This is a genomic window from Rhodococcus sp. OK302, assembly GCF_002245895.1.
GTDB lineage: Bacteria > Actinomycetota > Actinomycetes > Mycobacteriales > Mycobacteriaceae > Rhodococcus_F.
Genome location: NZ_NPJZ01000001.1, coordinates 5,012,716 through 5,026,388, shown reverse-complemented (window position 1 = coordinate 5,026,388; position 13,673 = coordinate 5,012,716). Strand labels below are relative to the sequence as shown.

Sequence of the window (13,673 nt, the reverse complement as noted above, 5' to 3'; positions counted from 1 at the left end):
CTCGGCTTGAGTTGATGGTGGCGGCTGGTGGTGCCGAGATGACCAAGGACCGTAGCGAGCACCCGGGCTGTCATTGCAGAATTGAAAGAGGCATCTGCGGCAGGCCTGCCTGAGATATCGCGGGGGGCTGCCTGCGGAAGATTTCCGACGAGAGTGGTCTGCAATGGCGCACTACGCAAGCGCATGTCCCGAAACGATCACCAGTGCAGTCGAGTACGCCTGTGCGGCACCGTCCGTTCATAACGTTCAGCCGTGGTCGTGGCGACTGCAACGCGGTCAACTCAGCCTGTACGTCGATCGTCGACGCTCGATTCCGGTCGAGGACCCAGACGGTCGGCAATTGATCATCAGTTGCGGCGGCGCGCTCCACCACTTGAGAATTGCCCTGGAACACAATCTCCTCGAACCGATCGTCACGATACTTCCGGACCGCTCCGAACCTGATTTGTTGGCCTCGATCACGTTCCGGGGGCGGGCGCATCCGGAAGGATCCAGTGCGGCCCTGTTCTCGTCCTTGGAGCGTCGACGGACCGACCGGCGTCCGTTCGATGCGCCTCCGGTGGGATCAATGGGCGTACTCTCACACGGCGCCAACGAATTCGGCACGTCGATGACTATCCTGGCGCGGCAGTACGGATCCATGCTGGAGCACGCGTCGGCTATCGCTACGCAAGAGCATCGCAATGATCCCGATTATTGGAATGAGCTCGAGGAGTGGATTCGTTCAGCCGGATCCGACGAAGGAATTCCGCGGGATGCACTGCCTGATGCGCTGTCGTCGCACGAGTCTGCCTCTGCCCGAGCATTCCCTTCCGGGCATCTGAAAATCGAACGTGATGCTCGGGACCACGCTGCGCTGGTTCTGCTCAGCACGCCTTCGGACGCGCCGATCGACTGGTTGAATGCGGGACAGGCGCTGTCCTCGGTGTTGCTACACGCAACGGCATCGCACCTGGCGAGTTGTCCGCTGACACATTTGACCGAGGTGGAGGCGAGTCGCGAGATCGTGCGCGACGTCGCATCTAGGTCCGGTGAGACATTTCAGAATCCACAGGTCATGATCCGGATCGGACTGCTGGAGTCGGACACGGAGGATGCGGACTCAGGTTACAACGAACCGGTTGCCTCGGGCCGACGCGCGATCGAGGATGTTCTGACGATCGTGCACTGAACCTTACGGCCCTTTCGCAGCCGAGTTCCACACGTCCAGAGCTGCGTCGACGCTTACGTCGACAGGGACATCGGTATCGATCGCGACGGCTTCCGGCCACGGATCATGCTCTCGTTCGATGGCCGTCGCAGTTGCCGCGGTGGCGTCGGAGAGCGATTCCGTGCGCAGCGCTATTCGTTGCACTGCAACCGGTAGGGTTGCACTGCAGTAGATTTCGATCAATGCCGAGGAAGTGGACGCCGTCAGTGCACCTGCTTCACGTCGATGCCGGGAATCAGACCACGTCGCATCCAGAATCACAGACTGCCCCAGGATCACTTGCTCGTGAGCTCGAGTGAGCATCTCGGAGTAGACCGTATCCATTGCAGCGGGGGAGTACAGGCCTTCCCGGTACTCCCGCACGCTGCCGGTGAGTGTGCCGTCGTCGACCAACTCGCGGCGTACTCGGTCACTCGAAATAATAACTGCGCCAGTATGTTCGGCGAGTGCCGCCGACAGAGTCGACTTACCCGAGCCCGGGAGTCCGCCGACGAGGCACAACCGCACCTCGGCACGTCGAAGGTGGGAATAGGCAAGAGCAAGATGACGTTCGAGCCTGGCGACACTGCCCGTGCCGCCTTGACGCATACGCAATGCGTCGACTTTTGCGCGGACAGTCGCTCGATAAGCGATGTAGTGGTCGATCAGCGCTCGCGGTGGCCGGTCTTGCGACACCGTCGCCATCGAAGTGAGAAATGCGCCTGCCAGGTCCTCTCGCCCGAGAAATTCCAGATCCATGGCGAGGAAGCTCGCGTCGTCTACGGTATCGATGAATCTGAGTCGGTCGTCGAAGTCGAGGCAGTCGAGGATTCTGGGACCGTCGGGGAGAACGAAGATGTCGTCGGCCAGCAGATCGCCGTGTCCGTCGACGATGTGTCCCTCGGCAATTCTCTTGTCGAACAATGCTGTTCGTCCGAGTATGAACGTCTCGGCTAGTTTGTCGAGTTCGTCGACGGTGTCACCGGGCACGGTCCCCGCACATATCTCTCGTAGTTCGGCAAGGTTGGTCTTCCATCGCGGGCCGATACTCTCGGCTGTTGCATGTTCGTCGATCCGAGTGTCGCGGGCCGCACGGCGGTGGAACTCGGAGACTGCAGAAGCGATGTCGTGCAATTCTTCTGTGACATCCTGACCCGACGTGATCATCGACGACAGTCGTCGATCGTCAGGCATGCGGGCCATCACCAGAATCGGCTCGTTGGACTTGTCGAGCGGATCTGTCAGGTGAGTCACACCCAGATACACGTCCGGGCACATCCTCCGATTCAATTCGAGTTCGCGGACCAGTGCAGCCTCTCGCTGCGCCGAGCTTCCGAAATCCAGGTAAGCAGTCGTTACTGCCTTCTTGATCTTGTAGGCGCGGTCACGGACAAGGATGACGACGCCCGTAGTCGTCTCGCGTACGTCGATGTAGGAATCCACCTGACTTCGCTCCTCGAGTATGTTCGGTAGCTCCGGTTCCGGTCTCGATCAACTCACGAGTGTTGTTGAAATTTGTTCTTCCACTCCAGGTCCCACATTCGATGGTTGTGGAGAGCGATCAGATTGCGGGCAACCGCGACCATGAGGTACATCGTGAGGGTGACCGCGCCCCACAACACGATCGCAACCGCGACGCCGTCGACAGCCGCTATCGACGTCTCGGGGGGTGGCTGAACCTGATCGCCCTTGCCGTTCGTCCACACTGTGATCGTGTCACCGACTTGCGCGCCGAAGTGCGCGATCAGCGGTTCGGTGCGAGATGTTCCGTTCATAGTCCACGTCACTGCCTTCTTCGCGCCACCGACGTCGTTTGCCGCAATCTCGGGGGCCGCCGGCACCACTGGTGGGGCACTCGGGGTCGTGCCATTCGACTGCACGACCGTGCCGTTCCACTCTTGATACGTGCTGTACTCCTGTTCGATACGTGCTCGGTCGGACGTGTAGGTCGAGGTCCCCATTGTTGCCGAGACAGGTACCGCGAGTGCCACTATCGCAACAGCCGCAATGACCAAGGAGGACAGGAATCGGTCAGAGGGACGCATCAATCGATTGGAGGACCACGGCGCTTGCCTCCACCATCGACTGGGCCGAGAGATCGTGCGATCCGGGTGGTTACGCATGGTGTCCGCCTTCCGGAGCGGCGTGGCTGCAGGGAACATCACGAACGGCTGACACTGGCGCCGATGCTCAATACGTGAGGCATGTCCTGTCTACCGTTCAGCCTTGCGTGCACGTGATGGTCACCTAAATGGTCGAATGTCACTTGTTGAATGGCCGTCGACCCCGATTTCTAATCCGGTAGGCCGTACGGCAAGAGTTGGCGACCGATGACCCTGGTACTGCGCTCTCGCACGGAGAAACCTCGAACGGAGTAGTTATTCGCGGAGTTTCGATCCAGGTGGGCGGTGGGCGTGTCCGAGACAGTTACTGATTCGGAATCAGACGCAGTCAATCCTCGTGAATCCATGGAGCGGATGTTTCGGGATCTGAGGTCGGGGCGGCAAGGACTCGCATCGAGGGAAGCCGAACGTCGATCAATCGTCCACGGATCCAACGAACTCCAGCGTCGGCGTGGCCGAGAGTGGCCAGGTCAGGTGCTTCGGCAGTTGACTCATCCGCTCGCACTGCTTCTGTGGATGGCCGCGGCGCTCGCTGTTGTCAGCGGGGCGTCTCCACTGGGTGTGGCCATTGTCTTCGTGATTCTTGTCAATGCGGTATTCGCATTTGTCCAGGAACTACACGCGGAGCAGGCGGTGGAGGCGCTCTCTGCATTCCTTCCTGCCCAGGCGACGGTGCTGCGGGACCGCATCGAACAGTTGGTTGATGCACGGACCATCGTTCCGGGCGATGTCATTGTTCTCGATGAAGGTGGCCGGGTATCGGCAGATGCACGGTTGGTTTCCGGTTCCGTTCAGGTTGATCTGTCGGCACTGACCGGAGAGTCCGTACCCGTTTCCGTTTCTGCCGATGCGGGTGGTGGCACGGGCCCTCTGGTGGCAGCTCGCGACATCGTCTTCAGTGGGACAGACGTGTTGGGTGGCAAGGCAATCGGATTGGTCTTTGCGACCGGTATGCGTACGGAGATCGGACGTATCGCAGCTCTGTCCGAACGGGTCGGGCGCGACGAGAGCCCGCTCGAAAAGCAAGTGAAGAAAGTGGCTTGGTTGATTGCCTGCGTGGCAGTCGTGATGGGGGCGGCATTCATACCGCTCGGGAGTCTGATTGCGGGGCTGTCCTGGGGTGATTCGGTCAATTTTGCAATCGGACTACTGGTGGCCAACGTTCCGGAAGGACTACTGCCCACTATCACGCTGGCCTTGGCCGTCGGAGTCCGCACTCTTGCCCGGAAAGGTGCTCTGGTCAAACGTATTTCGGCGGTGGAGACGCTCGGTTCCACCAGTGTGATCTGCACCGACAAGACCGGCACGCTGACCGTGAATCGTATGCGCGCGATCAAAATCTGGACGCCGTCCGGAGTTCTCGCCTTCGACGGAGACAAACAACCACAGCCTTCGGGATCCCTGCCGCGTCGGATGGCGCACGCCGTCGCATCCTGTTGCTCTGCCGAACTACGTGATGCGACGACGGCCGGGGAGAGCGAGGGGACCGGGGATCCCACCGAGTTGGCGATGTTGCGCGCTGCGGCCCTGAACGGCGAGCCCGTATCCGCGACACGGAACGACCATGACATCACCTTTCCGTTCGATCCCGAACTGCGACGGATGTCGACGGTGGATCGAGTCGACAATCGGTTCGAGATTCATGCAAAGGGTGCGCCGGAAGAGATCTTGTCCCTGTGCTCCTACCTTGCGGAACCCGAAGGCACTCAGCACCGCCTGACGTCCGCGGAGCGCTCCGACATCGCCGCGCTGGTGCATGACTGGGCGCGCGAGGGATTGCGACTGATCGCAGTGGCAGAGCGCTCGGTAGCCGTTGACGGTGGGGAACCGCTCGTTCGTCGAGATACCGAGCGAGAGATGACATTGCTGGGCATCGCAGCCATGATCGATCCACCGCGACCCGAGGTCAAGGATGCCGTCGCGAAATGCCATACGGCTGGAATACGAATCATCGTCGTGACAGGCGATCACGGACTCACCGCCCGCGGAATCGCGGAGAGCGTCGGAATCGGGAAACTAGGGCTGCAGGTGGTGACCGGCGCTGAACTCGAAGCTATGTCCGAGAAGGATCTCGACGCACTCCTCTATACCGGCGACGAAATGATCTTCGCTCGTAGTTCGCCCGAGGACAAGCTGCGGATCACGGACGCGCTGCGCGCCGGCGGCTATGTAGTCGCCATGACAGGCGACGGCGTCAATGATGCACCCGCACTGCGAAGATCGGATATCGGAGTGGCAATGGGCAGATCCGGTACCGACGTCGCTCGAGAGGCGGCGACTATGGTGCTGACCGATGACAATTTTGCCACCATCGTAGAAGCAGTCCAAGCCGGACGCAGGGTGTACGACAACGTGCGGAAGTTCATCGTCTACATTTTTGCGCACGCAACACCGGAAGTGGTGCCCTTCCTCGTCTACGCGTTGTCCGGTGGTCAGATTCCACTTCCGTTGACGGTGATGCAGATCCTGGCAATCGATTTGGGTACGGAGACGTTGCCCGCGCTGGCACTCGGCCGCGAAAGGGCGGAACCCGGGCTTATGGATCGCAGGCCGCGAAAGGCGACGGAGAACGTCGTGGACAGGGCAATGCTGATTCGATCCTGGGGGCTACTCGGCGGGGTGTCGGCGCTGGCAGTCATGGTTCTGTTCATGGCAACGCTCGTCTCTGGCGGCTGGACCTTCGGTGCGGATGTGTCGACGGGTCCTCTCGAACACACCTGGAAGTTGGCGACGACAATGAGTTTCCTCGGAATCGTGTCGTGTCAGATCGGCACGGCAGTCGCCGCTCGCACCGAGCATGCGTCCTTGCGGCAGATCGGGCTGTTCTCGAATCGACTGTTGCTGTGGGGAATCGTATTCGAAGTTACCTTCGCCGCAGTCGTCGTGACGGTGCCGCCGATTCAGCGTGTATTCGGGACAGTCACCCCAGAGTGGTATCAGGTTTTGTGGTTGCTGCCGTTGCCTATTCTGGTGTGGGGATGCGACGAAGTGTGGCGGTGGATGCGTCGGCGTCGATCTGAGCAGTCCCTTGCCAAGGGGCCGTCGTAGCCGGAGTCCAGTCGAAACTACGGCTGCTCGGCAGTGCGCTGGTCGCTGGACTCTCGCGCGCTTTTCCTTTGGGCGCTCATCAGTAGGACCCTCAGCTCACTCTCCAACCATGTTGGTAGAAGATCGATTTCGGAGACAGAATCGTAGTCGGCTGTGATTCCGAACGCTAGCTGATCGTTGTAACTGAGAATTGCGAATCCGAGTCTCAGTCGCACCGCAATGGGTACGAACGGATAGATGCTCACGATGTCTCGGCCCATCAGTCGACATTCTGAAGCCGGCCCGGGGATGTCGGTGACAACCGTGACAATGCTTTGTTGTGGAACCCGCGCAGCTAGTCGAACGAACCACGCAGACGACATGAACGGCACATACTGAGCGAGCGTCGTGACAAAGTGGCCACTGCGAGATTCTCCTCCTCGCTTGTACCGTGAGAGCCTCTCGTGAATCAACTGCAGACGGTCGACGGGATCTGGCACTTCGACGGGAAGAAACGGGAGTAGAAGCGAAACTTCGTTATGTGGTGATGTGTCATCATCCGACGTTCGAACTGACACAGGCACGAGGCAACGTACAGCATTTTCGTCGGGTTTTTCGTTGCGGTGCAGGAGAAGTGAACGTAGGGCGCTGGTCACACAAGCCAGTGCCACGTCGTTGACGGTCACCTCGAAGGTCGAACAGATCATTTGGACATCGTGCATTCGCATGTTGGCAGTGGTGTATCTTCGCTGGCGGCCGATCGGTCCGATCAAGCTCGTGAGTGTGCTCGGGGTGAGCACATCACCAATCAAGTGCGCGAAACCCTCTGCCCGGCGTAGTACCCGGCGCGTTAAACGGAGAGGTGCACCGAGAATGGATGCGGAAACGCCGATGACCGTGTCGATCAGGGATTTCGACTGTTCCGGTGCAGTAATTCCGGCGGTAGTGGTGTGTTCGGAAATCGGCTCGGATTCTGTTGGCATGTCGAACAACAGGTTGAACAACCGGGCACCGCTCACGCCGTCCAGTAGCGAGTGATGCACTTTCGTGAGTACTGCCCACTGGTCGTGTTCGAGGCCTTCTATCAGCCAGCATTGCCAGAGCGGACGATCTCGATCGAGTCGTTCGGACATTATCCACGCGACGGTCTCCGAGACATCCCTCAGTTGACCCGGTGACGGAACTGCGACCCTCATGACATGACGTGCCGGGTCGAAGTTCGGATCGGGCGTCCACGTGGGTGCGGCCAGATCGACAGGAACTGTGTGAAGGAGGTCTGTGCCGTGCGGGATGAATCGTATCCGTGAGGTCAATCGTTCGAGGTACTCGCGATCACTCGGCACTGGGCCCTCGGCAACCACCAATGCGCCGATCGCGAGACTTGCGTGCGCATCCGAGTCCTCGAGTTCGAGGAACCCGGCATCGAGCGGAGTCAACCTGTCCGACATCGACTTCTCACCTTCTTCACACTGGCCGGCTTCACACTGGCCGGGCGAAACGGGTTAGGACGTCAGCCGAATAGGTTCGTTTGTCATACTCGCGAGATCTGTAGTGGTGGCTTCGATCAATTGACGGGAAAGGTCGGCGAGTGCACGCGCGACGGCGAGTTCGTCCCCGATCTCGGGCACATCGCGGTCGGACGGGTTGCAGCGTGCAAAACCTGCTCCGGCGAAGTGCGTGTCGTCCCGCGAATGTAGGCGCGCGATGGCGCGAGTTCGGTTACCGGTCTCTGAAGTGTGCTCGTCGATGGTGATGTCCACCGACCAGTGCTTCTCGTTCATGAGTCGACTCCTCATTCTCGGTTTTTCCTGGGCGGAGCGGCGAACTACGGCGCAGTGTGTACCCGGTGGACCAGTTCGACCCATTCGGTCGGCACGTAGTCCGACGTGCCCTGGACCGCGTCGATCAATTGCCGCGCGGCCGAGACAACCGACACGTGCTGACGTTTGGCGACGTCCATCAACTCGTCGAAGGCTTGGCGCTGGTTGTATCCACGGCCGGTGGCCAAGATCCCTCGGGCCGTCGTCACCACGTCGCTTCCACTGGATCTTGTTGTATCCATCGAGGAATGGATCGGATCGTGATTCGGAAACATCTCGCTCCTGCCGACATTAGCGGCTCCACGATGTCACGTGAGCCTTGGTGTCCTTCCTGTTTCATTCTCCGCGGATCAGGTGTCCGGGAGTAGAGGCAAAGGGAGGTATTCGATGACAAAAGTCCCTGACGTCGAATGCGGGTACGAAGACTATCCGGGTGATTGCCGGTCGCGGTCAGGATCCTCGGCCAGGATCGCGGAGACGACAAGGGGGACGGAAGCCGCAACGGTGGGTGACAGTCCGACACCGTAGCCGGTGTCTTGCGCCTCGATCGTGTAGATCACCAGGTGAGGTGGTTGTCGGCCGAGTGCTGCAGCCAGGGCCAGCGCCTCCATGATGCCCAGTCCATGTGTGCTGGTGAGTTTTCCGAAGTTTTCTACCGACCGGTCTGTGATTCGGCGAACCTTCCCAGGATGTGCCGTACCGGCGGACGGATTCCGCACAACAGCGTCGACGATGATCACCAACTCCGACCCCGCCCACGTATCCAGCAGTGTCGAAGCCTCGCCGTTCTCGATCACCACGTCCATTCCGGCCGGGTTCCTGAGTTGTATTGCTTGTGCCACAACGGGTCCGACGCCGTCGTCTCGGCGGAATTCATTCCCAGTTCCGACCACCGTGACAGTCATCCGCGGTCGATTGTCAGGTCGAGAAAATGAGTGGCACACGAGATGCAGGGGTCGTAGTTCCGGATGGTCCGTTCGCACAGTCCTGTCAGCTCGGTGTCTGTCAGTCTCAGGTTCGCGGAGAGGGTGCTGCGGAGGTCGTTCTCGATTGCTGCCTGGTTCTGGGAGGTGGGCGGAATGATTGTCGCGCGCAGGATGCGGCCTTCGAAATCGAGTTGGTAGCAGTGGTACAGCATGCCTCGCGGGGCTTCGCTGACGCCGTACCCGGTTGCGGCACGGGGCGAGATGTCGACGTACGGGCGATTCGGGTATTGGTACTCGCGTATCAGGCGTAGCGCCTCGTCCACGGCAAACACCGTTTCGACGGCACGCACCACAATGCTCTGAAACGGGTTGCGGCACACTGTTCCCAAGCCCGCCTCGGTGGCAGCTTGACGAGCGGTGTCCGACAGTTCGGCGGAGTGGAGGCTGTACCGCGCCAATGGCCCGGTGAGATAGGCATGACCGTCGAGGTGCGCGTGCAGCGCGGTCGAATAGGAAACCTGACGTTCCTCGACGTGATCGCAGAATTCCTCGGGTGTGAAAGACAATCCGGATGTGGTTGTCAACATGCCGTCTTCGATCGCGTAGCGTCCCGGCTGAGCTAGTGCGAGTAGTTCGGAATCTATCTCGGCATCGGGGAATTCGAAGTGCGACACCCACCGCACCGTCGCGAGAGCGTCGTCGAGCGCCGTGCGCAATTGTTCGGCGAGGGGCGCCAGTTCACTCGGCGTCGGCGCTCGATAGAAGCCGCCGAGACGAACGTTCACCGGGTGAATTGATCGGCCACCGATCAATTCGAGAATCGCGTTTCCCGCCTTCTTCAAAGCGAGCCCACGTTCGACTTCGGGACGCGCGATTCGGGCGAGTTCGATGGCATCGGCGGCGCCCAGGAAATCAGGCGCATGCAGCAGGTAGATGTGCAGTGTGTGACTGGCGATCCACTCGCCGCAATAGAGGAGTCGTCGCAGATCGAGAATCGGTTGGGTGAGGTGCGCGCCGCAGGCCTGCTCGATCGCGTTGCAGGCGCTGACTTGATAAGCGACAGGACAGATTCCGCAAATCCTGGAGGTGATGTCGGGAGGCTCGCGGAAATCGCGTCCCCGGAGAAATGATTCGAAGAACCGTGGGGGTTCGTAGATGTTCAACTCTGCGGCTTCGACGCGGCCGTGTCGGACCGTGAATGCCAGACGGCCTTCCCCTTCGACACGGGCGAGGGAACCCAGCGTCAGCCGGGTGTTTTCACTGTCCATCTCGCCTGATCCCGTCGAACTCGGGGGAGGCGACGTTGAACGTCGAGAAGACCCGCTCGATACCCTCGTCGGTCATCCCGCAGGTTCGAAGCCACCCGGACATTGCAGTCAAATTCGGATCGGACGACGGGCCGAAGCATCCGTAGCAACCCCGCGAATGTGCGGGACACAGTGCGCCGCAGCCGGAATGGGTAACCGGCCCCAAGCAGGGTGTGCCGTCGGCGACCATGACGCAGGTGAGGCCACGTCGCTTGCATTCGGCGCAGACGCTGGTGTCCGGGATGTTCGGCTTGCGTCCCACCAGGTACGACGAAATCACCTCGAGGAGTTGCCGACGATCGATCGGGCAGCCTCGGAGTTCGAAATCGACCGGGACATGGGCGGCGATCGGTGTGGACGTCGCGAGAGTATCGATGTATTCGGGGCTTGCGTAGACCACGGACATGAACTCGGAAATGTCCGCGAAGTTCCGGAGAGCCTGTATCCCACCAGAAGTCGCGCAGGCGCCGATCGTCACCAGGTACCGGGAGTTGTCCCGGATCATGTGTATGCGTTCGACATCGGCCGCGGTGGTGATCGACCCCTCGACCAGTGAGAGGTCGTAGGGTCCAGTTTCCACCGCGCTCGACATCTCGAGGAAATGCGAGATGTGAACGGCGTCGGCCAAAGTGAGTAATTCGTCCTCACAGTCGAGCAGCGTCAGCTGACATCCGTCGCAGGATGCGAACTTCCAGACCGCCAGGGTGAGTGTGCTCATCACAACTCCTTCACTGCGAGGAGTGGCTCGGCCACGCCGTAGTCGACTACCGGACCGTCCCGACAGAGTAGAAGTTCGCCGAGTTGGCAATGCCCGCACAGCCCGGTCCCACACTGCATGTTCCGTTCCAGCGAGACTCGAATATTCTTGCGCCCAACGCCTTTGCCGAGCATGGTACGAGCTGACATCCGCATCATCGGCTCGGGACCGCACAGCAGTACCGTCGTGCGTCCGGGCTCGAGAACGAGGCGGTTCAGGGACTGCGTGACAAAGCCGACATGGCCCGGCCAGTCAGGTTCCGTCACGTCGACGGATAACTCGAGGTCGACCAGGTCTCCCTGGCTCCAGGCGTCGAGATCTGGGCGGTACAAGAGATCGGACGGTCGGCGAGCGCCCACGCTGAGGACAACTCGACGAAATCGACCGCAGGACTGTGCCTCCAGGACTGCGGAACGTACTGCCGCCAAGCCGACGCCTCCCGCGACGACGATCAGATCGTCCTTTGCGGAATCCAGATCCCATCCCTTTCCGAAAGGTCCTCGTACACCGACTACGTCTCCGACAGAGGCATCGCGCAACGCGCGGCTGACGGCACCGACAGCCCGAACGGTATGGACCACAGTGTGATCGGCGTGAGCCGGGTCTCCACTGATCGAGAGTGGAATCTCGCCCACCCCCCGCGCATAGACCATCATGAACTGGCCGGGGCGGAACCCGGGAAACCACTGCGCCGGTGCGGCGAGGGTCAGGGTCGAGGTATCGCTGTTCTCGTCCCGGCGGGCGACAACCTTGCACGGCGTCGGGACGAGTTGATCACCGAACATGTTCGCGTGCATAGAGATCGAGCAGGCGTGCGCGCGTAGCCTGCAATCGATGGAGGAGTGTGTTCGCCAGGATCGAGTAGATCGCCCGTCCGAGATCCGGATCGCTCTCGGTGACGGACTGCAACATGGTGGCATCGACCTCGGCTGCTGTCACGGAAGTGACCGCAGTCGCTGTCCACTGCCACTGTCGAGGTGGGCGGAACCAGGACACACCCAGAATCTCACCGACAGAAAGTGTTTCGACAGTTTCCTCGCCGCGTCCGGGAATCCTGGTGGTGAGCGCAATCCGGCCTGACCGAAGAAGCCAGCATCTGTCGGCGTGTTCGCCTTCGCGGAACACCACGGTACCGGCCGCGAACTGAACCTCGCGCGAGATAGCAGCGAGTCTATGACGTTGATCGTCGGCCAGAGCTTCGATTTCTCTCGGACAGTACTCGCCGGCGTGATCGTTCATCAGTGACCACCAGCATCGATGTCGGGTTCTACATTCAAGGCACCAGTGAGGCGGGCCGCTTCCGCCGTGATGTCGATTCCCACCGGACACCAGTCGATGCATCGACCGCAACCGACGCAGCCGGACGAGCCAAATTGGTCGTGCCAGGTGCCCAGCTTGTGAGAAATCCACTGTCGATACCGGCTCTCACCACTGACACGCACCGCGCCGCCGTGTAGTTGCGAGTAGTCCAGGTCGAAACATGACGACCAGTGCTGCCAGCGCTCGACATTGTCGCCCGCGAGATCGGAGACATCCTCGGTAGTTGTGCAGAAGCACGTCGGGCACACCATCGTGCAGTTTCCGCACGTCAAGCATCGCGACGCGACGTCCTCCCAGACATCGGCGTCCCGTGCGTCGCGGAGCATGCCGCGAAGATCGACGTCGGGCATTTCGCGGCCCATGTGGTGTGCTGCATCGGCGACAGCGCGTGCGGCCTCGGCAGTTTCCTCGTCCGTCGCTTGTCTGCGACGGACCAGCGCGAGTATCCGGGATCCTTCCGCGGTGCCCACTCCGGTGACGAATCGGTGGCCGTCGTTGTCGATTCTTTCGGTCAGACACAGGTCGTACCCGGTTTTTGCCTCCGGGCCGGTATTCATCGACGCACAGAAACACACCCCGCCGGGTTCCGTGCAATTTGCTGCGATCACGAACAGATTCTCGAAAAGACTTGTCGCGGACTTTCCTCCTGCGGAAAGTACTGTCTCGAGTATTCCGATCGCTGCGAGGTCGCATGCACGTACGCCGAGAAATGCGTATTTCACCGGTTCGGTCGGCGGTGCGTGGAATGTGCCGTCCTTGGATTCGCTCCAGAGTTGTTGACGCGACGGGTGGAGGTACTGCTTCCAGGATTGCGGCCCGGCGGAGTGACCGAAGACGGCAGAATCTGCTCTCTTCCTCAGTCGATACCGGCCCGGGCCAGTCTCGACACCCCATCCCGCCGGCAATTGGTCACCGGACTCGAGAGTGTCCAGGACGATCGCGCTGTCGCGGACAGTCGGGCCGATGACGCGATAGCCCTCGGCACACAACACCGAGATCAGTTTGTCGAGCCCGACTCGGTCTATGACAACGTGATCGCGCGTGAGGTCGGTGGGTGATCCGGCAGCGGTCATGGATCCTCCTTTCGGGCGACATCCGTATTCCTCCACGATCCAGCTTGGTGCATGAGCTGCCGGCAGGGGTAGGGGCGAAGGACGATATTCGATGACAAAAGTCTCTGCCCACTGCAGGCAATGCCACGGTT

Annotated in this window: 13 protein-coding genes; 2 read left to right on the top strand and 11 right to left on the bottom strand. The window is 60.6% G+C overall.

Going from position 1 to position 13,673, the window contains the following annotated elements; translation table 11 throughout:
- Window positions 1–163 precede the first annotated feature (163 nt).
- On the top strand, window positions 164–1,171 hold the full coding sequence (locus BDB13_RS23070) for an Acg family FMN-binding oxidoreductase (protein WP_094273861.1): 1,008 nt from the start codon (window positions 164–166) through the stop codon (window positions 1,169–1,171).
- A gap of 3 nt (window positions 1,172–1,174) precedes the next feature.
- On the opposite strand, the gene BDB13_RS23065 is transcribed toward BDB13_RS23070, so the two are convergent.
- Complete coding sequence (locus tag BDB13_RS23065) at window positions 1,175–2,632, bottom strand: bifunctional aminoglycoside phosphotransferase/ATP-binding protein (protein ID WP_094273860.1); 1,458 nt, start codon at window positions 2,630–2,632, stop codon at window positions 1,175–1,177.
- Window positions 2,633–2,685: 53 nt separating this feature from the next.
- Complete coding sequence (locus tag BDB13_RS23060) at window positions 2,686–3,312, bottom strand: Rv1733c family protein (protein WP_441347207.1); 627 nt, start codon at window positions 3,310–3,312, stop codon at window positions 2,686–2,688.
- 291 nt (window positions 3,313–3,603) lie between these two features.
- Between BDB13_RS23060 and BDB13_RS23055 the strand changes: the two genes are divergently transcribed.
- Window positions 3,604–6,360: a cation-translocating P-type ATPase gene (locus tag BDB13_RS23055; protein WP_369597460.1), complete on the top strand. Its 2,757-nt coding sequence runs from the start codon at window positions 3,604–3,606 to the stop codon at window positions 6,358–6,360.
- A gap of 17 nt (window positions 6,361–6,377) precedes the next feature.
- Here the strand turns inward: BDB13_RS23055 and BDB13_RS23050 are convergent, their stop codons facing one another.
- The 9 genes from BDB13_RS23050 to BDB13_RS23010 all read right to left on the bottom strand — a co-directional run bounded on the left by BDB13_RS23050 (window position 6,378) and on the right by BDB13_RS23010 (window position 13,542).
- Window positions 6,378–7,787 (bottom strand): wax ester/triacylglycerol synthase family O-acyltransferase, encoded by a 1,410-nt coding sequence (locus BDB13_RS23050; RefSeq protein WP_094273858.1) that lies wholly within the window; start codon window positions 7,785–7,787, stop codon window positions 6,378–6,380.
- Window positions 7,788–7,841: 54 nt separating this feature from the next.
- On the bottom strand, window positions 7,842–8,120 hold the full coding sequence (locus tag BDB13_RS23045; RefSeq protein WP_094273857.1) for a DUF1876 domain-containing protein: 279 nt from the start codon (window positions 8,118–8,120) through the stop codon (window positions 7,842–7,844).
- 44 nt (window positions 8,121–8,164) lie between these two features.
- A complete protein-coding gene (locus tag BDB13_RS23040) occupies window positions 8,165–8,401 on the bottom strand; it encodes an ANTAR domain-containing protein (RefSeq protein WP_254922931.1) in 237 nt (78 codons plus the stop codon).
- Window positions 8,402–8,584: 183 nt separating this feature from the next.
- Window positions 8,585–9,064, bottom strand: a complete 480-nt coding sequence (locus tag BDB13_RS23035; RefSeq protein ID WP_094273855.1) for a hydrogenase maturation protease — start codon at window positions 9,062–9,064, stop codon at window positions 8,585–8,587.
- Entirely contained in the window at window positions 9,061–10,353 is a 1,293-nt protein-coding gene (locus tag BDB13_RS23030) for a Ni/Fe hydrogenase subunit alpha (protein ID WP_094273854.1), read from the bottom strand. Before BDB13_RS23030 ends, BDB13_RS23035 begins: the two co-directional genes overlap by 4 nt.
- Window positions 10,343–11,110, bottom strand: coding sequence for an oxidoreductase (locus BDB13_RS23025; RefSeq protein WP_094273853.1), 768 nt, complete (start codon window positions 11,108–11,110; stop codon window positions 10,343–10,345). The genes BDB13_RS23030 and BDB13_RS23025 overlap by 11 nt, the downstream gene beginning before the upstream one ends.
- Complete coding sequence (locus BDB13_RS23020; RefSeq protein WP_254922930.1) at window positions 11,110–11,934, bottom strand: FAD/NAD(P)-binding protein; 825 nt, start codon at window positions 11,932–11,934, stop codon at window positions 11,110–11,112. Before BDB13_RS23020 ends, BDB13_RS23025 begins: the two co-directional genes overlap by 1 nt.
- Window positions 11,924–12,388, bottom strand: a complete 465-nt coding sequence (locus BDB13_RS23015) for a Crp/Fnr family transcriptional regulator (RefSeq protein WP_094273851.1) — start codon at window positions 12,386–12,388, stop codon at window positions 11,924–11,926. Before BDB13_RS23015 ends, BDB13_RS23020 begins: the two co-directional genes overlap by 11 nt.
- Window positions 12,388–13,542, bottom strand: coding sequence for a 4Fe-4S dicluster domain-containing protein (locus BDB13_RS23010; RefSeq protein ID WP_094273850.1), 1,155 nt, complete (start codon window positions 13,540–13,542; stop codon window positions 12,388–12,390). Before BDB13_RS23010 ends, BDB13_RS23015 begins: the two co-directional genes overlap by 1 nt.
- Window positions 13,543–13,673 lie beyond the last annotated feature (131 nt).